Here is a 19,418-nt window from a genome sequence, read left to right on the forward strand (position 1 = left end):
GGCCACACGCACGTATCAGGAGCCGTCCATGCGCATTCCCACCGCCATCAAGCTGCACAAGGCCTCGAAGAAGCTGTCGCTGACCTATGGGGAGCAGTCCTATGACCTCTCCGCCGAGTTCCTGCGCGTGCACTCCCCTTCGGCGGAGGTGCAGGGCCATGGCAATCCGGTGCTGCAGGTCGGCAAGCTCAATGTCGGCCTTTCCGGGCTTGAGCCGGCCGGGCAGTACGCGCTGAAGCTGACCTTCGACGACGGCCACGACAGCGGCCTGTTCACCTGGGACTACCTCTACGAACTGTGCACCCGCCAGGACGAGATGTGGGCGGACTACCTGGCGCAGCTGGAGAAGGCCGGGAAGTCGCGCGACCCGTCGGAGTCGGTGGTCAAGCTGATGCTCTGACGGCTTTCCCTGCAGGGACGCCCCATGGCCGCGATCGCGGACAAGGTCTGCTCCTGCGAGAGCCTGACCGGGAGCGTAGGGCGTATAACGTTTGACGTTATACGCCGTTTAACCTTGGTTTCCGGCCGCACAGGCTTCGACCAGGACACCTGTCATCAAGCGCTTCGAACTCAACCACTGCGCCAACTGACGATCCTGGTGCATCGGCGTACAACCGCGAACGGTTGTACGCCCTACGAATGCGCAGACAGTCGCTCCTGGACGCAAACCATCCCTAGAAGAAATTCGAAACTTCCCTCCCGCCCTACCCTCCGCACAAACCTTCGTCGGGCAATCACCTTGGGGCACGCCATTTGCAACATTCGCCGTGCAGACTGGCTCCCGCGTGGTTGCCGTGGACGAGTTTGGAAGATACCCCCGCTCTAGGGCGCGTTTTCTAACTTTTCCCGACATACTCCTAGGAGAAGGCCCACGCTGCACCAGCTTGCGCGGTGAAGGAAACTCGGGTAACCAAGACAGTGCAATGCACCGCACTTGAGGTTCCTGACTTCCAGTGACGCCGCCAAGTGATGAACCGCGTGGAGAACTCTCCACGTTCCGCCAATCCGAGCAGTACTTGGCCGCGTCACTCCAGTTGAGCCTCGCCAGTATTCGTCTCAGGACAATGGAGCGTCGCCGATGACCCAGAAGAAGAACAACGATCTGCCTCAGCAAGCCGCGGAAAACACGCTCAACCTCAATCCGGTGATCGGGATTCGTGGCAAGGACCTGCTCACGTCTGCCCGCATGGTGCTGCTGCAAGCAATCAAGCAGCCCTTCCACAGCGCCAAGCACGTGACCCATTTCGGCCTGGAACTGAAGAACGTGCTGCTGGGCAAATCCGAACTCAAGCCGGCCGACGACGATCGCCGCTTCAACGATCCGGCCTGGAGCCAGAACCCGCTCTACCGCCGCTACCTGCAGACCTACCTGGCCTGGCGCAAGGAACTGCATTCGTGGATCGGCGATAGCGACCTGTCCCCGCAGGACGTCAGCCGCGGCCAGTTCGTCATCAACCTGATGACCGAGGCCATGGCGCCGACCAATACGCTGTCCAACCCGGCGGCGGTCAAGCGTTTCTTCGAGACCGGCGGCAAGAGCCTGCTCGACGGCCTCACCCATCTGGCCAAGGACCTGGTGAACAACGGCGGCATGCCCAGCCAGGTGAACATGGCGGCCTTCGAGGTCGGCAAGAACCTGGCCCTGACCGAAGGCGCGGTAGTGTTCCGCAACGACGTGCTGGAGCTGATCCAGTACAAGCCGATCACCGAGAGCGTGCACGAGCGTCCGCTGCTGGTGGTGCCGCCGCAGATCAACAAGTTCTACGTCTTCGACCTGTCGCCGGAGAAGAGCCTGGCGCGCTTCTGCCTGCGCAACAGCGTGCAGACCTTCATCGTCAGCTGGCGCAACCCGACCAAGGCGCAGCGCGAATGGGGCCTGACCACCTACATCGAGGCCCTCAAGGAAGCCATCGACGTAGTCCTGGCCATCACCGGCAGCAAGGACCTGAACATGCTCGGCGCCTGCTCCGGCGGCATCACCACCGTGACGCTGCTGGGTCACTACGCCGCGCTGGGCGAGAACAAGGTGCACGCCTTCACCCAGATGGTCAGCGTGCTCGACTTCGAGATGAACACCCAGATCGCCCTGTTCGCCGACGAGAAGACCCTGGAGACCGCCAAGCGCCGCTCCTACCAGTCCGGCGTGCTGGAGGGCAAGGACATGGCCAAGGTGTTCGCCTGGATGCGCCCCAACGACCTGATCTGGAACTACTGGGTCAACAACTACCTGCTGGGCAACGAGCCGCCGGCCTTCGACATCCTGTTCTGGAACAACGACACCACCCGCCTGCCGGCCGCGCTGCACGGTGAACTGGTGGAGATGTTCAAGACCAACCCGCTGACCCGTTCCGGCGCGCTGGAAGTGGCCGGCACGCCGATCGACCTCAAGCAGGTCACCTGCGATTTCTACTGCGTGGCCGGCCTGTCCGACCACATCACGCCCTGGGAAGCCTGCTACCGCTCCGCGCGGCTGCTGGGCGGGAAATGTGAATTCATCCTGTCCAACAGCGGGCACATCCAGAGCATCCTCAACCCGCCGGGCAACCCCAAGGCGCGCTTCATGACCGGGCCGGAGCTTTCCGCCGATCCGAAGACCTGGCAGGAAAACGCCAGCAAGCACGCCGACTCCTGGTGGCTGCACTGGCAGAACTGGCTGGCCGAGCGCTCGGGCAAGACCCGCAAGGCGCCTACCGCGCTGGGCAGCAAGGCCCACCCGGCCGCCGAAGCCGCCCCCGGAACCTACGTACACGAACGATGAAAACAGAACTTCTCCCGCAAGCCGGCGCCGTGGACGACGCCCAGACCCCAGAATCGCCGCACGCCGTGGAAGTGGCCGTGCCGGCGAGCCGGCGCGTGCGCGGCAAGCGCAGCGGCGAGGAGATCCTGCCGAGCAAGGCGCCGGCGGCACAGCCCTTCGAGTTCCGCACCATCGAACTCGACGGGCAGACCATCCGCACCGCCGTGCGGCCGGGCAAGGAGCACATGACGCCGCTGCTGATCTTCAACGGCATCGGCGCCAACCTGGAACTGGTCTTCCCCTTCGTCGCCGCGCTGGACCCGGACCTGGAGGTGATTGCCTTCGACGTCCCCGGCGTCGGTGGCTCGTCCACGCCCAACACGCCGTATCGCTTCCCCGGGCTGGCCAAGCTGGCCGCGCGGATGCTCGACTACCTGGACTACGGCCAGGTGACGGCCATCGGCGTGTCCTGGGGTGGCGCGCTGGCGCAGCAGTTCGCCCATGACTACCCGGAGCGCTGCAAGAAGCTGATCCTCGCTGCCACCGCCGCCGGCGCGGTGATGGTGCCGGGCAAGCCCAAGGTGCTCTGGCGCATGGCCAGCCCGCGCCGCTACATCCAGCCGTCCTACGGCGTGCACATCGCCCCGGATATCTATGGCGGCGCCTTCCGCCGCGACCCCAAGCTGGCCCTGGCCTTCGCCAGCAAGGCGCGCTCCTCGGGCAAGATGGGCTACTACTGGCAGCTCTTCGCGGGCCTTGGCTGGACCAGCATCCACTGGCTGCACAAGATCCGCCAGCCGACACTGGTCCTGGCCGGCGACGACGATCCGATCATCCCGCTGATCAACATGCGTCTGATCGCCTGGCGCATCCCCAACGCCGAGTTGCACGTGATCGACGACGGCCACCTGTTCCTGGTGACCCGTGCCGAAACCGTGGCGCCGATCATCATGAAGTTCCTCCAGGAAGAACGACAGCGTGCGGTCATCCACCCGCGGCCATTCACGCCAAAGGCCGGTTGAATATCACAGCTTCGTAATAGTTCGAGGCCATCCTGCCTTGACCATTCGCTTTGCAGTTACTAACAACAAACAGGCGTGTTCGCGGGTATCGACACGTAGCGCCTGATTCGGGACAGCAGATCCCGACCGCCTCAAAAGGTGGCCGAACTGCTGCCCGGCTGCTGATGCACTGCCCTGTTTTCGGGCAGTTTTTTCTCTCGCGTCGATACCCGTACATCCCTCGAACCGGCGGCAGCCGCCTGCGATGGGGTCTTCCCGACTCCGGTACAGGCCTTGCTTTGCCATTGTCAGGTTGGCCCCCTACGGAGTGCTGTTCATGCGAGAGAAAGCCGAGCCAGGTAGCGTCCCCGTTCCCACCGAGTACATGAATGCACAGAGCGCCATCGTCGGCCTGCGTGGCAAGGACCTGCTGTCCACCCTGCGCATGCTTGCCGTGCAGGGGGTCCGCCAGCCGGTGCACTCGGCGCGGCACCTGGCGGCGTTCGGCAAGCAGATGGGCCGGGTGCTGATCGGCGACTCTCCGCTGCAGCCCAATCCGCAGGACGCACGCTTCCAGGACCCGTCCTGGCGCCTCAACCCGATCTACCGGCGCACCGTGCAGGCCTACCTGGCCTGGCAGAAGCAGCTGCTGGCCTGGATCGACGAGAGCAACCTCGACGGCGACGACCGCGCCCGCGCGCGCTTCCTGCTGTCGATCCTGTCCGATGCCGCCTCGCCGTCGAACACCCTGCTCAACCCGCTGGCGGTGAAGGAGCTGTTCAACACCGGCGGCCAGAGCCTGCTCAAGGGCGCGCAGCACCTGCTCGACGACCTGATGCACAACGGCGGCATGCCCAGCCAGGTCAACCGCAGCGCCTTCGAGATCGGCCAGAACCTGGCCACCACTTCCGGCGCCGTGGTTTTCCGCAACGAGGTGCTGGAGCTGATCCAGTACAAGCCGATGGGCGAGCACCTGCACGCCAAGCCGCTGCTGATCGTGCCGCCGCAAATCAACAAGTTCTACATCTTCGACCTGAGCGCGGAGAAGAGCTTCGTCCAGTACGCCCTGAAGAACAATCTGCAGGTGTTCATGGTGAGCTGGCGCAACCCCGACGCGCGCCACCGCGAGTGGGGCTTGTCGACCTACGTCAACGCGCTGGACGAAGCCATCGAAGTCTGCCGCTCGGTCAGCGGCAGCCGCAGCGTCAACCTGATGGGCGCCTGCTCCGGCGGCCTGACCATCGCCGCGCTGCAGGGCCACCTGCAGGCGCGCCGGCAACTGCGCAAGATCGCCAGCGCCACCTACCTGGTGAGCCTGCTCGACAGCCAGGTGGAAACCCCCGCCGCGCTGTTCGCCGACGAGCAGACCCTGGAAAGCAGCAAGCGCCGCTCCTACCAGCACGGCGTGCTGGACGGCCGCGACATGGCCAAGGTGTTCGCCTGGATGCGCCCCAACGACCTGATCTGGAACTACTGGGTCAACAACTACCTGCTGGGCAAGGAGCCGCCGGCCTTCGACATCCTCTACTGGAACAACGACAACACCCGACTTCCGGCCGCGCTGCACGGCGACTTCCTTGACTTCTTCAAGCACAACCCACTGGCCCGGCCGGGGGCGATGGAGGTCAACGGCACCGCCATCGATATGAAGAAGGTCGCGGTGGACAACTTCCACGTCGCCGGCATCACCGACCACATCACGCCCTGGGACGCGGTCTACCGCTCGGCCCTGCTGCTGGGCGGCGAGAGCCGCTTCATCCTCTCCAACAGCGGGCACATCCAGAGCATCCTCAACCCGCCGGGCAATCCCAAGGCCTGCTACTTCGACAACGGCAAGCTCAGCTCCGACCCGCGCGCCTGGTACTACGACACCCAGCGCCACGAAGGCAGCTGGTGGCCGCTGTGGCTGGAGTGGATACAGGAGCGTTCCGGTGAGCGCCGCGCGGTGAGCTTCGAGCTGGGCAACGCCGAGTACCCGGCGAAAGAGGCCGCGCCGGGCACCTATGTGCACGTGCGCTGAAGCCCCCCACTCACCCGTAGGAGCGCGCTTGTTCGCGAACCAGCCCCGCAGCGGAGCTCATCGCGAGCAAGCTCGCTCCTACGAAAAGCCCAACGCCATGCGGAAGTTTGAAATCGGCCGATTGGCAGCCACCCACCCCTGACGCTATCGTCGGCCCCACTGCGGCCAGAACCAGAACACGGATGAAAACGCGCGACCGGATCCTCGAGTGTGCTCTGCTGCTGTTCAACGAGCGGGGCGAACCCAATGTCTCCACCCTGGAGATCGCCACCGAGCTGGGCATCAGCCCCGGCAACCTCTACTACCACTTCCACGGCAAGGAACCGCTGGTGCTGGCGCTGTTCGAGCGCTTCCAGGACGAGCTCGCGCCGCTGCTCGATCCGCCGGAGGACGTCCGCCTGGGCGCCGAGGACTACTGGCTGTTCCTGCACCTGATCGTCGAGCGGCTGGCGCACTACCGTTTCCTTTTCCAGGACCTCTCCAACCTCGCCGGCCGCCTGCCCAAGCTCGCACGCGGCATGCGCAACTGGCTCAACGGCCTCAAGCGCACCCTGGCGGCCCTGCTGGCGCAACTCAAGGCCCGTAGCGAGCTGGACAGCGATACCGAATCCCTCGGCCAACTGGTCGAGCAGATCACCCTGACCCTGCTGTTCTCCCTCGACTACCAGCGCATCCTCGGCCACCCGGGCGACGTGCGCCATGTGGTCTACCAGGTGATGATGCTGGTCGCGCCGCACCTGCGGGAAGACTCGCGGCTGATCGCCGAACGCCTGGCCGAGCGCTACCTGGAACGCTGAAATGAAAACGCCCGGCACGAGGCCGGGCGTGGTACGGCAGCAGGCTTATCAGGCCTGGGTCGGCGGCGTCACCGGCGCGGCGGCGGGCGTCACGGCCGGGGCAGCGGCGGGAGCCGCCGGTGCCGGAGTGACGGCCGGAGTCGCCGGCTTGGCAGCGGCGGGCTTGGGCGCAGCGGCTTTCTTCACCGCCGGCTTCTTCGCGGCAGCCGGTTTCGCAGCGGCAGGCTTCGCCGCAGCGGGCTTGGCAGCAGCCTTGGCGGCCGGTTTTGCAGCGGGCTTGGCCGCCGGCTTCGCAGCCGGTTTGGCGGCAGCCTTGGCAGCAGGCTTCGCGGCAGCTTTTACAGCGGGCTTGGCGGCCGGCTTCGCCGCAGCCTTGGCAGCGGGTTTGGCTGCCGCGGTCTTCGCAGCGGGTTTCGCGGCCGGCTTGGCTGCGGCTTTCGCGGCGGGTTTGGCGGCGGGTTTCGCTGCAGCCTTGGCAGCCGGTTTCGCGGCCGGCTTGACGCTGACGCCGGTGAGCTTCTCGATCTGCTTGGTGAGGCTCTCGACCTTGCTGTGCAGGTCCTTCACCTCACGGCTGCTCGGCACGCCCAGGCGAGAGATCGCGCTGTTCAGGCGCTTGTCGAACGCCTCCTCCAGCTCGCCCCACTTGTCGATCGCCTTGCCCTTGACCGCTTCGACCTTGGACTTGGCGGAACGCGCGGAAGACTTCACCGCACCCACGGACTTGTCGACTTCGGTCTTGGCCTGCTTCTCAGCCCGCTCGCCGTCCTTGACCAGGGTCTCGAACAACTTGCTGCCGTCCTTGCTGACCTTCGAGTAGGCCCCCAAGCCGGCCAGCCAGATCTGCCGCGAGTACTTCTCGATCTCGCCGATCCAACCGGACTCTTTATCGGTAGTTTTTTTGCCAGCCATCCTGCTCTCCTTATTGAGTTCTCGCGACACGCTCGAGCGCTTCGCTCAGCGAATCCAGCTTAGCAGAGAGCGCCGCCACATCACGCCTGGAGGGAATTCCGATGCGATTGAGAGCGGAGGCGACACGGGCGTCGAACGCCTCTTCGATCCTGTCCAGGTTGAGCTTGGCCTTCACGCTGTGCAGGCGGCCCTTGACGTTGTCGTTGGCGGCGTCGATCTGGGTGGTGACCAGCTCGCGACCCTTCTTCTCCACGGACTCGCCGGACTTGACCAGCTCCTTGAAGTACTCGCTGCCTTCCTGGCCGACCTTGGCGTAGGTGCCCAGGCCCGCGAGCCAGATCTGCCGCGCGTAGTGCTTGGCATCGGAGTAGAGGGAGGATTCCAGTTCTACGACTTTCTTCTTGCTGACAGCCTTGGCCATGGTGGCACCTCACAGGATTCAGATTCGATGATGTCGAATAGCTGCCCGCGAAAGGCGGGACTGTGGGCCAAGGTATCGGGGAAAATTAGAAAACACATACCAGCGTTCGCTGGACCGCCGGCGCCGTCCGGATAACGGCATGGCCCCGCCGGGAACGGGGCCGACTTCGAATCAGGCCAGCGCCTTGTCCAGCGCGCGCTCGATCTCACCCTTGAGCAGGCCGCTCATGGCCGAGAGCATCAGGCCCAGCTTCACGTCCACCGCGATCCTGTCCTCGCCCACCTCGATGCGCCCATCCACGCCGCTGCGCTTGATCACCAGGGTGTCGCCCTGCCACTCGCTGCTCACGCCGTGCTCGCGATTGAGCTTGTCGGCAAGCTTTTCCGCCTTGGCGCGGGCGGCTTCGCGGCCGAGGGAGTGGGGACGTTCGACGTGGATACGGGACATGCTGGAACTCCGTGACTGACTGACCTTGCGATCATACGCGCCGCGCCGTATCGCCGCACCCCGAGGCCACGGTGACCGGGGCGGCGTTTTCTCTGCTTCCTGTTAGAATGCCCGCCACTGACTTCCAGGGTAGAAACGCCATGAGCGAACCGCGCAAGCCCCAAGCCGGCCAGGACGGCGCCGATTCCACCACGCACTTCGGCTACAAGACCGTGCGCGAGAGCGAGAAGGCCGAGAAGGTCGCCGAGGTCTTCCACTCGGTGGCGGCCAAGTACGACCTGATGAACGACCTGATGTCCGGCGGCGTCCACCGTCTGTGGAAGCGCTTCACCATCGAGCTGTCGGGCGTGCGCGCCGGCAACCGGGTGCTGGACATCGCTGGCGGCACCGGTGACCTGACCCGCCAGTTCTCCCGCCTGGTCGGCCCGACCGGCGAAGTGGTGCTGGCCGACATCAACGCCTCGATGCTCAAGGTCGGCCGCGACAAGCTGCTCGACAGCGGCGTCGCCGGCAACGTCAGCTTCGTCCAGGCCGATGCCGAGAAGCTGCCCTTCCCGGACAACTACTTCGACGCGGTGACCATCGCCTTCGGCCTGCGCAACGTCACCCACAAGGACGCGGCCATCCGCTCCATGCTGCGGGTGCTCAAGCCGGGCGGCCGCCTGCTGGTGCTGGAATTCTCCAAGCCCACCAGCGGCCTGCTGTCCAAGGCCTACGACGCCTACTCCTTCACCCTCCTGCCGCTGATGGGCAAGCTGGTCACCAACGACTCGGAAAGCTACCGCTACCTCGCCGAGTCGATCCGCATGCACCCGGACCAGGAAACCCTGAAGTCGATGATGGTGGAGGCCGGCTTCGACCGCGTCACCTACCACAACATGACCGGCGGTATCGTCGCCCTGCACCGCGGCATCAAGCCCTGATGACCCTGCTGACCCAGGCCGTGCTGGCCAGCGCCGAAGCCACCCTGAACCGCGTCCTGCGGCTGGACGGCGTGGCGCTGCAGCGCCTGGGCCGGCTGGCCGGCGAAGTGCTGGAAGTGGACTGCCAGGCGCCCGCGCTGCGGCTGTTCATCCTCCCCGATGCCGACGGCCTGCACCTGGCCGCGCACCACGAAGCCGAAGTCGACTGCACCCTGCGCGCGCCAGCCGGCAGCCTGCTGCAGCTGGCCCTGGCGCGGGACAAGACCCGCGTCCTGCACAGCCCGGAAGTGGAGATGGACGGCGACAGCGCCATGTTGCTGGAGCTGGCCAACATCCTCCAGAGCCTGGAGCTGGACTGGGAGTACGAAGTCTCCCGCTGGCTCGGCCCGGTGCCCGCGCACCTGCTCGGCGCGCGCCTGCGCGGCGGCATGGCCTGGGCCGGCGACAGCCTGGAAAGCCTGCGCCTGAGCCTGGCGGACTATCTGGCCGAAGAAAGCCGCACCCTGGTCGGCCAGCATGAAGCCGAAGCCCGCTTCGAAGAGCTCGACCAGTTGAAGATCGCCCTCGACCGCCTCGACGCGCGGATCACCCGCCTGACCCAGAAGACCAAGCCCGACGCATGAAGCTGCTCGCCTTCCGCCGCCTGCTGCGCATCCAGCGCGTGGCGATCCGCTACCGACTCGACGACATGGTCCTCGAACTGCCCTTCGTGCCCTGGTGGCTGCGGCTGGTCGGCGGCCTGCTGCCGTGGCGCTGGCTGCCACGCAAACCCTTGCAGCTCACGCGCGGCGAGCGTCTGCGCCTGACCCTGGAAGACCTCGGGCCGATCTTCATCAAGTTCGGCCAGATCCTCTCCACCCGCCGCGACCTGCTGCCGGACGACATCGCCAACGAACTGGCGCGCCTGCAGGACAAGGTCCCGCCCTTCCCGCCCGAGCTCGCCGTAGCGCGCATCGAGGAGCAGCTGGGGGCGAAGATCGAGCAGGTGTTCTCGCGCTTCGAGCGCGAACCGCTGGCTTCGGCCTCGGTGGCGCAGGTCCACGCCGCGCAGCTCAAGAGCGGCGAGGAAGTGGTGGTGAAGGTGATCCGCCCGAACCTGGAGCCGGTGATCCGCTCCGACATCGCCTGGCTGCACATCCTCGCCCGCACTGCCGAACGCATCTCCGCCGACGCCCGCCGCCTGCACCCGGCGGAAGTGGTCAGCGACTACGAGAAGACCATCTACGACGAGCTCGACCTGCTGCGCGAGGCCGCCAACGCCTCGCAGCTGCGACGCAACTTCGACGGCTCGCCGCTGCTCTACGTGCCACAGGTGTACTGGGACTGGTGCCGCCCCAAGGTGCTGGTGATGGAGCGCATCTACGGCATCCCGGTGACCGACCTGGACACCCTGCGCGACCAGCGCACCGACTTCAAGGCGCTGGCCGAGCGCGGCGTGGAGATCTTCTTCACCCAGGTGTTCCGCGACAGCTTCTTCCACGCCGACATGCACCCGGGCAACATCTTCGTCAGCACCCGCGCGCCCTGGAGCCCGCAGTACATCGCGGTGGACTGCGGCATCGTCGGCAGCCTCACCGACGAGGACCAGGACTACCTGGCGCGCAACCTGATCGCCTTCTTCAAGCGCGACTACCGCAAGGTCGCCCAGCTGCACATCGACTCAGGCTGGGTGCCGGCCGAGACCAAGGTCAACGACTTCGAAGCGGCGATCCGCACCGTGTGCGAGCCGATCTTCGAGAAGCCGCTCAAGGACATCTCCTTCGGCCAGGTTCTGCTGCGCCTGTTCCAGACCGCGCGCCGCTTCAACATGGAAGTGCAACCGCAACTGGTGCTGCTGCAGAAGACCCTGCTGAACATCGAGGGCCTGGGTCGCCAGCTCTACCCGGAGCTGGACCTGTGGACCACCGCCCAGCCCTTCCTCGAACGCTGGATGCGCGACCGTATCAGCCCCGGCACCCTGCTGCGCAATGCCCAGCAGCACTTCGAGCAGCTGCCGCACCTGGCGCAGATGACCCGCGACACCCTCGAACGGCTGTCCCGCGAGCCGCAGAACGAAACCCGCGACGGCAACGGCCAGGCCGGCATGGCCAGCGCCTGGCCGGCACGACTGATTGGCGCGGTGCTGGTCGCCGGCGCCGCCGAAACGGGCCTGGCCACCCACAGCCTCGCGGCCTGGCCGGCCTGGGCGATGCTGGCCGGTGGTCTATATCTGATCCTGCGCCGATAGCCAGTCGCCGCCCCGGCTGGCACACTTAAGCGTTGTAGACAGTGGCTCCGGGCACCTCGCGTGCCCGCCGTACGGAACCCGAGATGAAAGACTGGCTGGACGAAATCAAGTGGAATGCCGATGGACTGGTGCCGGCGATCGCCCAGGACCATCGCACCGGTCGCGTGCTGATGATGGCCTGGATGAACCGCGAGGCTCTGGCCCTGACCGCTGCCGAAAACCGCGCCATCTACTGGTCGCGCTCGCGCGGCAAGCTCTGGCGCAAGGGCGAGGACTCCGGGCACGTGCAGAAGCTGCACGAACTGCGCCTGGACTGCGACGCCGACGTGGTGATCCTGATGGTCGAGCAACTGGGCGGCATCGCCTGCCACACCGGCCGCGAAAGCTGCTTCTACCGGGTGTTCGAGAACGGCGCCTGGCAGACCGTCGACCCGGTGCTCAAGGACCCGGATGCCATCTACTCCCACGCAGGTACAGGAAAACCCCATGAGCACTGATACCCTCGCCCGTCTGGCGGAAGTCCTCGAAGCGCGCAAGAATGCCGCACCGGACAGCTCCTACGTGGCCAGCCTGTATCACAAGGGCCTGAACAAGATCCTGGAGAAAGTCGGCGAGGAATCGGTGGAAACCATCATCGCCGCCAAGGACGCTGCCGTAAGCGGCGACTGCACGGACCTGATCTACGAAACGGCCGACCTCTGGTTCCACTCCCTGGTGATGCTCGCCGCCCTCGGCCAGCACCCGCAGGCGGTACTGGACGAGCTGGACCGCCGCTTCGGTCTTTCCGGGCACGACGAGAAAGCGGCACGCCAGCCGTCGGCCTGAACCCGAATTCATAGCGAGATTGCGAGGAAAACAAGATGGGCATCTTTGACTGGAAACACTGGGTCGTCATCCTGATCGTCGTTGTCCTGGTCTTCGGCACCAAGCGCCTGAAGAACCTCGGCTCGGACGTCGGCGAAGCCATCAAGGGCTTCAAGAAGGCGATGAACACCGAGGAAGACGAGAAGAAGGACGCGCCCGCCGCTCCCGCCCAGCCGCTGAACCAGCCGCACACCATCGACGCCACGGCGCAGAAGGTCGAAGAGCCGGCTCGCAAGGACTGATGGGATAAACCATGTTCGGTATCAGCTTCAGCGAACTGCTGCTGGTGGGCCTGGTCGCCCTGCTGGTGCTCGGTCCCGAGCGCCTGCCGGGTGCCGCGCGCACCGCCGGCCTGTGGATCGGCCGGCTCAAGCGCAGCTTCAACGCCATCAAGACGGAAGTGGAGCGGGAGCTTGGCGCGGATGAAATTCGCCGCCAGCTGCACAACGAGCACATCCTGCAGATGGAACAGGAAGCCAAGAAGCTGATGGCGCCGCTGACCGACCTGCAAGAACAGGCCCGGGAAACCTTCAACCCGCAGCAGCCGCCGGCCCAGTCCGAAGGCCAGGGCACGCCCGTCGAGCCGCCCGCGGCGCCGACCTTCGCGCCCAATAGCCGCCTGAACAGCTTGCCGGGCGCGGGCATCGTTCCGCCGGCCACCCCGGAAGAGGCGTCTGCTGTGCCGCAAGCACCGGAAGCCAGCCAACCGACTGCCGCGAGCCAGCCGCCCGCTTCGTCCGAGACGCCGCGTAACCCATGAGCGCCGAAAAACCCGACCAGCCCGAAAACGACCAGGAAATGCCCCTGGTCTCGCACCTGACCGAGCTGCGCACGCGCCTGTTGCGCTGCGTGATCGCGATCTTCGTGATCTTCATCGGCCTGCTGTACTTCTCGCAGAAGATCTACGCCCTGGCCTCCGAGCCGCTGCGGCGCTTCCTGCCCGAAGGCGCGACCATGATCGCCATCGACCCGGCGTCGGCCTTCCTCGCGCCGCTCAAGCTGACCATGATCGTCGCCGTGCTGATCGCCATGCCGGTGATCCTCGGCCAGGTCTGGGGCTTCATCGCGCCGGGCCTGTACAAGCACGAGAAGCGCGTCGCCCTGCCGCTGCTGGCCTCCAGCATCGTGCTGTTCTACGCCGGCATGGCCTTCGCCTACTTCCTGGTGTTCCCGTTGATGTTCCACTTCTTCCTCGGCCAGGCCCCGGAAGGGGTGACGCCGATGACCGACATCAACAGCTATCTCGACTTCCTCACCCTGCTGTTCGCCTTCGGCGTGGCCTTCGAGATTCCCGTAGCCACCGTGCTGCTGGTGTGGATCGGCGTGGTCGACGTGGCCTACCTGAAGAAGATCCGCCCCTACGTGATCATCGGCTGCTTCGTCGTCGGCATGATCCTCACCCCGCCGGACCCGATGTCGCAGACCCTGCTGGCAGTGCCGATGTGGATGCTGTTCGAGGCCGGCGTGCTGTTCAGCCACCTGATCCGCAAGCGCGGGCCGGAAACCGAAGAAGGCCAGTCCAAGGGCGACCAGCCGCCGGCCACCCGTCCGTGAACCTGCTGCTGCTCGACGACGCCGACTTCGTCGCGGCGGACCGCGTGATCCTGCGCGACCGCCGCCTGACCCACATGCAGGAAGTCCATCGCGCCGAAAGCGGCGACCGCATGCGCGTCGGCCGCCTCGGCGGGTTGATGGGCGAAGGCCGCCTGCTGCGCCTGGAAGCCAACGAGGCCGAGCTGCAGGTCAGCTTCGACCAGGCACCGCCGGCCAAGCTGCCGCTCACCCTGCTGCTCGCCCTGCCCCGCCCGAAGATGCTCCGCCGCGTGCTGCAGACCGTCGCCGCGATGGGCGTGCCGCGCCTGGTGCTGCTCAACAGCTACCGGGTGGAAAAGAGCTTCTGGCAGACCCCCTTCCTCGAACCCGAGGCCGTGCGCGAGCAATTGATCCTCGGCCTCGAGCAGGCCCGCGACACGGTGCTGCCGGAAGTGATCATCGAGAAGCGCTTCAAGCCCTTCGTCGAGGACCGCCTGCCCGCCCTTGCCGCCGACAGCCTCGGCCTGATCGGCCATCCCGGCCCCTGGCCCGAGTGCCCGCGCGCCCTCGCCGAGCCGGTCACCCTGGCCATCGGCCCCGAGGGCGGCTGGATTCCCTACGAAGTGGAAAAACTCCGCGAAGCCGGGCTCAACCCGGTCCAGCTCGGCGAGCGCATCCTGCGTGTCGAAACCGCGGTCACCGCGCTCCTGGCACGCCTGTTCTAGGTAAAACGGGCTACAGGCCAGGAACCACGCGGTTTTCCGCGTGAACCTTCAGTCAGAAAAGCACCGCGAAACACTTCAGTTCCAGCCATGGGCGCCGATACCCGCAGTACCGGTCGTTCCCACTCTGCGCGTCTCCCGCTCAGCCATGCGCACCGGCCCCGTTCATCGCTGGAGCCCCACCACCATGTTCCGCTGGTTCAACAACCTCAGTGTCCGACTCAAACTCGCCGCCGGCTTCGGCCTGGTGCTGCTGCTCACCCTGCTGATCGCCCTCACCGGCTGGATCAACCTGAGCAACGTGATCAACCGGGGTGACAAGCTCGGCGAGATTTCCGAGTTGGTGGCCGGCGCCAAGGACCTGCGCATCGCGCGCCTGAAGTTCCAGTCCACCCGCGCGCCGGAAGACGCCAAGCTGGTGGTCGACGCCCTGGACCAGCTGGAACAGCGCCACAAGGCTATCTACGACAAGTTCAGCGAAGCACAGGACCGCCGCAAGCTGGACCAGCAACATGAGCTGGTGACGGAGTATCGCCGGCTGTATGACGAACTGCTGAAGTCCTTCGCCGCCCGTGACGCCGCCAAGCAGAACCTGATCCGCAACGCCGCGCTGATCACCGGCGGCCTGGAGAAGGCCGAGCAGAAACTGGTCGCCAGCAGCAGCCTCGAAAGTCCGCGGCAGTTGCAGGCGCTGGCCAGCCTGGGCCGCCAGGTGATGGCGGCGCGCTTCCAGGTACTCGCCTATACCAGCGTCGATAACCCCGCGCTGGAGAAGACCGCCGTCGACGGACTCCAGCAGGCCACCCAGGCCGTACAGGCGGGCATGCAGAATGCCCCCGCCGACCTGGCCTCCGACTACCAGAGCGCCCTCGACGCACTGGCCGCCTATCGCGCCGCGCTCGACACCTACCGCACCGAGGTCAACGCCAGCCAGGCTGCCCGCGACCGCATGCGCGACGGCGGCGTGCAGATCGAGAAGATCAGCAATGAACTCACCGTCAGCGAAACCGCCAAGCGCGACGCCGGCGTTGCCCAGGCGAAGACCCTGCTGGGCCTCGCCGCCCTGATCGCCCTGGTGCTCGGCCTGATCGCCGCCTGGACCATCACCGGGCAGATCGTCAATCCGCTGCGCGAGGTGCTGGGCCACGCCGAGCGCATCGCCGACGGCGATCTCTCCCGTGACATCCACACCAGCCGCGCCGACGAACTGGGCCAGCTGCAGAAGAGCATGCAGCGCATGAACCTGTCCCTGCGCGAGCTGATCGGCCGCATCCACGACGGCGTGACGCAGATCGCCAGCGCCGCCGAGGAGCTGTCCGCGGTCACCGAGCAGACCAGCGCCGGGGTGAACAACCAGAAGAGCGAAACCGACCAGGTCGCCACCGCCATGAACGAGATGGCCGCCACCGTGCAGGAAGTCGCGCGCAACGCCGAGGAGGCCTCCGAGGCCGCCTCCGCCGCCGACCGTCAGGCCCGCGACGGCGAAGGTGCGGTGAACGAGGCCGTCGGCCAGATGGACCGTCTCGCCAGCGAGGTCGACCGCTCCAACGAGTCGGTGCTCAAGCTCAAGCGCGAAAGCGAGAAGATCGGCAGCGTGCTGGACGTGATCAAGGCGGTGGCCGAGCAGACCAACCTGCTGGCCCTCAACGCCGCCATCGAGGCCGCCCGCGCCGGCGACGCCGGCCGTGGTTTCGCCGTGGTGGCCGACGAGGTGCGCGCCCTGGCGCAACGCACCCAGTCCTCCACCGAGGAGATCGAGGAACTGATCGCCGGCCTGCAGAGCGGCACCCAGCAGGCCGTGCAGATGATGGAGACCAGCCGCGAGCTGACCGTCAGCACCGTCGACCTGACCCGCCGCGCCGGCGAGCGCCTGGGCGCGATCACCCGCACCGTGTCGACCATCCAGTCGATGAACCAGCAGATCGCCGCCGCCTCCGAGCAGCAGAGCGCCGTGGCCGAGGAGATCAACCGCAGCGTGATGAACGTTCGCGACATCTCCGAGCAGACCGCCGCCGCCAGCGAGGAAACCGCCGCCTCCAGCATGGAGCTGGCGCGCCTGGGCAATGAACTGCAGGTACTGGTCAGCCACTTCCGCGTCTGATCGCCAGTGCGATGAATAAGGCCCGTGCAATGCGGGCCTTTTTTATGCCGCAGTTTTCCGGGATATCGGCTCTGGGGCCTCCCCCTCACCCCAGCCCTGGCTGCGCGCCCCGCTCCTCAGGGAGAGGGAGCCGTCCCTGCCGGCTGAAGTCGAAGTTTCACCCTCCACCATACGGTCCCCTCTCCCCTTGGGAGAGGGTTAGGGTAAGGGCAATCCCCGGCACAGATTCGACCTGTAGGACCGAGGGGCGCCCCGCCGCGAAACCCGTTCGCGAGCAATCTCGCCCAAGCCAGAGCGCATCGTGACTATTTCCAGCCTTTAGTTTCCGAAAACACCGCCGATACCCTCTGACGCACACAGATGCGTCCCGAAAAAATCCGCCTCACCCGCTCCTTCCCGATCCTCACTGCCCCGGGCCGTCGATCCCGTGGCGAAGCCTTTCTGGAGCTTTCGACATGTACGATTGGTTAGTAGTCCAGCTGGGACGTCTGAACGTCAGCCTCAAGCTGGTGGTGGGATTCGGCATCCTTCTGTTCCTCACGCTGCTGGTCCTGCTCGGCGGCCTGCGCAGCCTGGACAATCAGGCCCGGCGCGGCGAGCAACTGGCGACCATCACCGAGCTGGGCGACCTCAGCCAGCAAGCCAACCTCGCCCGTCTGCAATTCGAACTGGGTGGCGACCGTGCCCAGGCCGAACGGGTCGAGCAGCACAGCACGAAGATGCTGACGCTGATCGAGCAGCGCCTGAGCGGCAGCGACATCGATGCAGCCAGACTGAACGCCGTACGCCAGGCCGTGGCCGACTACCGAGAGGCCTTCAACGGCCTGACCGGCGCAGGAGGCAGCACCTCGCAGCAAGCGCGCCAGGGCCTGGACACCGCCAGCCAGGCGATGCTCGGCGCCAGCACCCGCCTGTACAACGACACCCTGCAACGCAACGCGGCGGAAACCGCCGCCGCCAAGACCCGGCTGATCCTCATTGCCGTGCTGGCCCTGGCCTTCGGCCTGCTCTCCGGCTGGGCCATCAACCGGCAGATCGTCCGCCCGCTGCACGAGGCACTGGAGCTGGCCGAGTACATTGCCGAAGGCGACCTGTCGCGGGGCCTGGCGCGCGACCTGAACGTGCAACGCCCGGACGAACTGGGGCAGCTGCAGCGCGTCATGCTGCGCATGCGTGAGAACCTGGCCCGACTGATCGGCCAGCTCGGCGGCAGCGTCGGCCAACTGGCCACGGCCGCCGACGAACTCTCGGCGGTCACCGAGCAGACCCGCGCCGGGGTCAATGCCCAGCGCGTGGAGACCGAGCAGGTGGCCAGCGCCATCCACGAGATGGCCGCCACCGTGCAGGAAGTCGCGCGCAATGCCGAGCAGGCCTCCGCCGCCGCCCAGCAGGCCGATCAGCAGGCCCGCCAGGGCGATCAGGTGGTGCAGGATGCGGTGGCGCAGATCGACCGTCTGGCCAGCGAGGTGGAACGCTCCGCCGAGGCCATGGAGTCGCTGCGCAAGGAGAGCGAGAAGATCGGCAGCGTGCTGGACGTGATCAAGTCGGTGGCCGAGCAGACCAACCTGCTGGCGCTCAACGCCGCCATCGAGGCCGCCCGCGCCGGCGAGGCCGGGCGTGGTTTCGCCGTGGTGGCCGACGAGGTGCGCGGCCTGGCGCAGCGCACCCAGCAGTCCACCGAGGAGATCGAGGGCATGATCGCCGGCCTGCAGCGCGGCGCCCAGGATGCGGCGCAGCGCATGGACGGCAGCCGTCGCCTGACCGGAAGCTCGGTGGAGCTGACCCGCCGCGCCGGCGAGGCGCTGGCCGTGATCGCCCGCACCGTGGCGGATATCCAGGGTATGAACCTGCAGATCGCTTCCGCCGCCGAACAACAGAGCAGCGTGGCCGAGGAGATCAACCGCAGCGTGGTGCAGGTGCGCGAGATCGCCGACCAGTCCGCCGCCGCCAGCGAGCAGACCGCCAGCTCCAGCAGCGAACTGGCGCGCCTGGGCAACGAGCTGCAAGTGCAGGTGGGCCGCTTCCGCCTGTGATCCCCCAACCGGTCGGTGCGCCCGCGCCGACCGGCAATGGCAGGACAGTTGTCATGCGCATGGCGTAGCATCAGTTACTCGCGACTTTGGGAGAGTGACCATGCGACCGCTGACCATCGACCTCGACGAACTGGCCTTCGCGCTCGATACCCAGGGTATCGATCACTACCTGGACCTCTTCAGCGGCCAGGTGCTGCTGATCCCCGAAGACGACCCCGATCCCGAGCTGGCCGAATTGCTGCACCGCGAGCCGGAGCGCCTGCTGCCCATCGAGCCGCTGAGCAGCGGCCAGTCGCTGGACCTGATGCGCGACTTCCTGCGCGAAGTACCCGAGCCCCACGCCTATTCCGCCCTGGCCAACGCCATCGAGGGGCGCAAGCCGTTCAAGGCGTTCCGCCATGTGCTGATGGGTTATCCCGAGCTGCTGCAGGCCTGGTATGCCTACCAGGCCGAGCGCCTGCGCGAGTGCGCGCTGGATTGGCTGGCGGATAACCATATCCAGCCGGCGACGCGCAGCGCGATGCTCTAGTCCAACGGGTTCGCGAGCAAGCTCGCTCTTACAGGGTTCGGCACGCGCGCTCTTCGTAGGAGCGAGCTTGCTCGCGAACCAAACTCCGACGCAACGAAGTAGGGCGCATAACGCCTAAGGTGTTATCCGCCATTGTGGCGGATAACCCGTT

At 66.4% G+C, this 19,418-nt stretch carries 20 protein-coding genes and 1 pseudogene; 18 read left to right on the top strand and 3 right to left on the bottom strand.

The genetic code is table 11. The annotated features are described in order from the left end of the window. The first annotated feature begins 28 nt into the window (after positions 1–28). From ACNFBT_RS05730 to ACNFBT_RS05750, 5 genes are all read left to right on the top strand, one after another. A complete protein-coding gene (locus ACNFBT_RS05730) occupies positions 29–400 on the top strand; it encodes a DUF971 domain-containing protein (protein WP_275609837.1) in 372 nt (123 codons plus the stop codon). Between the two features lie 678 nt (positions 401–1,078). Next, positions 1,079–2,758, top strand: a complete 1,680-nt coding sequence (gene phaC / locus ACNFBT_RS05735; protein WP_416747317.1) for a class II poly(R)-hydroxyalkanoic acid synthase — start codon at positions 1,079–1,081, stop codon at positions 2,756–2,758. Continuing rightward, a complete protein-coding gene (gene phaZ, locus ACNFBT_RS05740; RefSeq protein WP_416747319.1) occupies positions 2,755–3,759 on the top strand; it encodes a poly(3-hydroxyalkanoate) depolymerase in 1,005 nt (334 codons plus the stop codon). Before phaC (ACNFBT_RS05735) ends, phaZ begins: the two co-directional genes overlap by 4 nt. Before the next feature lie 316 nt (positions 3,760–4,075). Continuing rightward, a complete protein-coding gene (gene phaC / locus ACNFBT_RS05745) occupies positions 4,076–5,758 on the top strand; it encodes a class II poly(R)-hydroxyalkanoic acid synthase (protein ID WP_416747321.1) in 1,683 nt (560 codons plus the stop codon). Positions 5,759–5,940: 182 nt separating this feature from the next. Then, the gene (locus tag ACNFBT_RS05750; RefSeq protein ID WP_416747323.1) at positions 5,941–6,555 is read left to right on the top strand and encodes a TetR/AcrR family transcriptional regulator; all 615 of its coding nucleotides are present in this window, start codon (positions 5,941–5,943) and stop codon (positions 6,553–6,555) included. Between the two features lie 48 nt (positions 6,556–6,603). On the opposite strand, the gene ACNFBT_RS05755 is transcribed toward ACNFBT_RS05750, so the two are convergent. The 3 genes from ACNFBT_RS05755 to ACNFBT_RS05765 form a co-directional block, all read right to left on the bottom strand. Continuing rightward, positions 6,604–7,467 carry a phasin family protein gene (locus ACNFBT_RS05755; RefSeq protein ID WP_416747325.1) on the bottom strand — a complete coding sequence of 288 codons (864 nt, stop codon included), beginning with the start codon at positions 7,465–7,467 and terminating at the stop codon, positions 6,604–6,606. A 10-nt stretch (positions 7,468–7,477) separates the two neighbouring features. Beyond that, positions 7,478–7,888 carry a phasin family protein gene (locus tag ACNFBT_RS05760; protein WP_416747327.1) on the bottom strand — a complete coding sequence of 137 codons (411 nt, stop codon included), beginning with the start codon at positions 7,886–7,888 and terminating at the stop codon, positions 7,478–7,480. 171 nt (positions 7,889–8,059) lie between these two features. After that, entirely contained in the window at positions 8,060–8,335 is a 276-nt protein-coding gene (locus ACNFBT_RS05765) for a polyhydroxyalkanoic acid system family protein (protein ID WP_152219573.1), read from the bottom strand. Between the two features lie 140 nt (positions 8,336–8,475). Between ACNFBT_RS05765 and ubiE the strand changes: the two genes are divergently transcribed. The 13 genes and pseudogenes from ubiE (at position 8,476) to ACNFBT_RS05830 (ending at position 19,267) form a co-directional block, all read left to right on the top strand. Further along, positions 8,476–9,258: a bifunctional demethylmenaquinone methyltransferase/2-methoxy-6-polyprenyl-1,4-benzoquinol methylase UbiE gene (gene ubiE, locus ACNFBT_RS05770; protein WP_416747329.1), complete on the top strand. Its 783-nt coding sequence runs from the start codon at positions 8,476–8,478 to the stop codon at positions 9,256–9,258. Next, positions 9,255–9,881 carry a ubiquinone biosynthesis accessory factor UbiJ gene (locus ACNFBT_RS05775; protein ID WP_416748287.1) on the top strand — a complete coding sequence of 209 codons (627 nt, stop codon included), beginning with the start codon at positions 9,255–9,257 and terminating at the stop codon, positions 9,879–9,881. Before ubiE ends, ACNFBT_RS05775 begins: the two co-directional genes overlap by 4 nt. Continuing rightward, a complete protein-coding gene (gene ubiB, locus ACNFBT_RS05780) occupies positions 9,878–11,485 on the top strand; it encodes a ubiquinone biosynthesis regulatory protein kinase UbiB (RefSeq protein WP_416747331.1) in 1,608 nt (535 codons plus the stop codon). Before ACNFBT_RS05775 ends, ubiB begins: the two co-directional genes overlap by 4 nt. Before the next feature lie 83 nt (positions 11,486–11,568). After that, complete coding sequence (hisI, locus tag ACNFBT_RS05785; protein WP_259758855.1) at positions 11,569–11,982, top strand: phosphoribosyl-AMP cyclohydrolase; 414 nt, start codon at positions 11,569–11,571, stop codon at positions 11,980–11,982. Continuing rightward, positions 11,972–12,310: a phosphoribosyl-ATP diphosphatase gene (locus ACNFBT_RS05790; protein ID WP_416747333.1), complete on the top strand. Its 339-nt coding sequence runs from the start codon at positions 11,972–11,974 to the stop codon at positions 12,308–12,310. The genes hisI and ACNFBT_RS05790 overlap by 11 nt, the downstream gene beginning before the upstream one ends. Positions 12,311–12,345: 35 nt before the next feature. Continuing rightward, positions 12,346–12,591, top strand: coding sequence for a twin-arginine translocase TatA/TatE family subunit (locus tag ACNFBT_RS05795; RefSeq protein WP_416747335.1), 246 nt, complete (start codon positions 12,346–12,348; stop codon positions 12,589–12,591). 11 nt (positions 12,592–12,602) lie between these two features. Further along, complete coding sequence (gene tatB, locus ACNFBT_RS05800) at positions 12,603–13,109, top strand: Sec-independent protein translocase protein TatB (RefSeq protein WP_416747337.1); 507 nt, start codon at positions 12,603–12,605, stop codon at positions 13,107–13,109. Further along, positions 13,106–13,903: a twin-arginine translocase subunit TatC gene (tatC, locus tag ACNFBT_RS05805; protein WP_416747339.1), complete on the top strand. Its 798-nt coding sequence runs from the start codon at positions 13,106–13,108 to the stop codon at positions 13,901–13,903. The genes tatB and tatC overlap by 4 nt, the downstream gene beginning before the upstream one ends. Further along, on the top strand, positions 13,900–14,607 hold the full coding sequence (locus tag ACNFBT_RS05810) for a 16S rRNA (uracil(1498)-N(3))-methyltransferase (RefSeq protein WP_416747340.1): 708 nt from the start codon (positions 13,900–13,902) through the stop codon (positions 14,605–14,607). The genes tatC and ACNFBT_RS05810 overlap by 4 nt, the downstream gene beginning before the upstream one ends. Before the next feature lie 184 nt (positions 14,608–14,791). After that, a pseudogene (locus ACNFBT_RS05815) lies at positions 14,792–15,784 on the top strand (methyl-accepting chemotaxis protein); the annotation flags it as partial. Between the two features lie 216 nt (positions 15,785–16,000). Further along, positions 16,001–16,705, top strand: a complete 705-nt coding sequence (locus ACNFBT_RS05820; protein ID WP_416748289.1) for a methyl-accepting chemotaxis protein — start codon at positions 16,001–16,003, stop codon at positions 16,703–16,705. Between the two features lie 455 nt (positions 16,706–17,160). After that, complete coding sequence (locus ACNFBT_RS05825) at positions 17,161–18,738, top strand: methyl-accepting chemotaxis protein (protein ID WP_416747341.1); 1,578 nt, start codon at positions 17,161–17,163, stop codon at positions 18,736–18,738. 100 nt (positions 18,739–18,838) lie between these two features. After that, positions 18,839–19,267 (top strand): UPF0158 family protein, encoded by a 429-nt coding sequence (locus ACNFBT_RS05830; RefSeq protein ID WP_416747343.1) that lies wholly within the window; start codon positions 18,839–18,841, stop codon positions 19,265–19,267. Positions 19,268–19,418 lie beyond the last annotated feature (151 nt).

Source organism: Pseudomonas sp. NY15181 (genome assembly GCF_048068055.1).
GTDB lineage: Bacteria > Pseudomonadota > Gammaproteobacteria > Pseudomonadales > Pseudomonadaceae > Pseudomonas.

Coding starts and splice junctions, on each gene's coding strand:
- ACNFBT_RS05765 (WP_152219573.1), bottom strand. CDS start 8,335: ATGTCCCGTATCCACGTCGAACGTCCCCACTCCCTCGGCCGCGAAGCC.
- tatB (WP_416747337.1), top strand. CDS start 12,603: ATGTTCGGTATCAGCTTCAGCGAACTGCTGCTGGTGGGCCTGGTCGCC.
- tatC (WP_416747339.1), top strand. CDS start 13,106: ATGAGCGCCGAAAAACCCGACCAGCCCGAAAACGACCAGGAAATGCCC.
- ACNFBT_RS05730 (WP_275609837.1), top strand. CDS start 29: ATGCGCATTCCCACCGCCATCAAGCTGCACAAGGCCTCGAAGAAGCTG.
- ACNFBT_RS05790 (WP_416747333.1), top strand. CDS start 11,972: ATGAGCACTGATACCCTCGCCCGTCTGGCGGAAGTCCTCGAAGCGCGC.
- ubiE (WP_416747329.1), top strand. CDS start 8,476: ATGAGCGAACCGCGCAAGCCCCAAGCCGGCCAGGACGGCGCCGATTCC.
- ACNFBT_RS05825 (WP_416747341.1), top strand. CDS start 17,161: ATGTACGATTGGTTAGTAGTCCAGCTGGGACGTCTGAACGTCAGCCTC.
- phaC (WP_416747321.1), top strand. CDS start 4,076: ATGCGAGAGAAAGCCGAGCCAGGTAGCGTCCCCGTTCCCACCGAGTAC.
- hisI (WP_259758855.1), top strand. CDS start 11,569: ATGAAAGACTGGCTGGACGAAATCAAGTGGAATGCCGATGGACTGGTG.
- ACNFBT_RS05830 (WP_416747343.1), top strand. CDS start 18,839: ATGCGACCGCTGACCATCGACCTCGACGAACTGGCCTTCGCGCTCGAT.
- ACNFBT_RS05750 (WP_416747323.1), top strand. CDS start 5,941: ATGAAAACGCGCGACCGGATCCTCGAGTGTGCTCTGCTGCTGTTCAAC.
- phaC (WP_416747317.1), top strand. CDS start 1,079: ATGACCCAGAAGAAGAACAACGATCTGCCTCAGCAAGCCGCGGAAAAC.
- ACNFBT_RS05760 (WP_416747327.1), bottom strand. CDS start 7,888: ATGGCCAAGGCTGTCAGCAAGAAGAAAGTCGTAGAACTGGAATCCTCC.
- ACNFBT_RS05820 (WP_416748289.1), top strand. CDS start 16,001: ATGGCCGCCACCGTGCAGGAAGTCGCGCGCAACGCCGAGGAGGCCTCC.
- ACNFBT_RS05755 (WP_416747325.1), bottom strand. CDS start 7,467: ATGGCTGGCAAAAAAACTACCGATAAAGAGTCCGGTTGGATCGGCGAG.
- ubiB (WP_416747331.1), top strand. CDS start 9,878: ATGAAGCTGCTCGCCTTCCGCCGCCTGCTGCGCATCCAGCGCGTGGCG.
- phaZ (WP_416747319.1), top strand. CDS start 2,755: ATGAAAACAGAACTTCTCCCGCAAGCCGGCGCCGTGGACGACGCCCAG.
- ACNFBT_RS05795 (WP_416747335.1), top strand. CDS start 12,346: ATGGGCATCTTTGACTGGAAACACTGGGTCGTCATCCTGATCGTCGTT.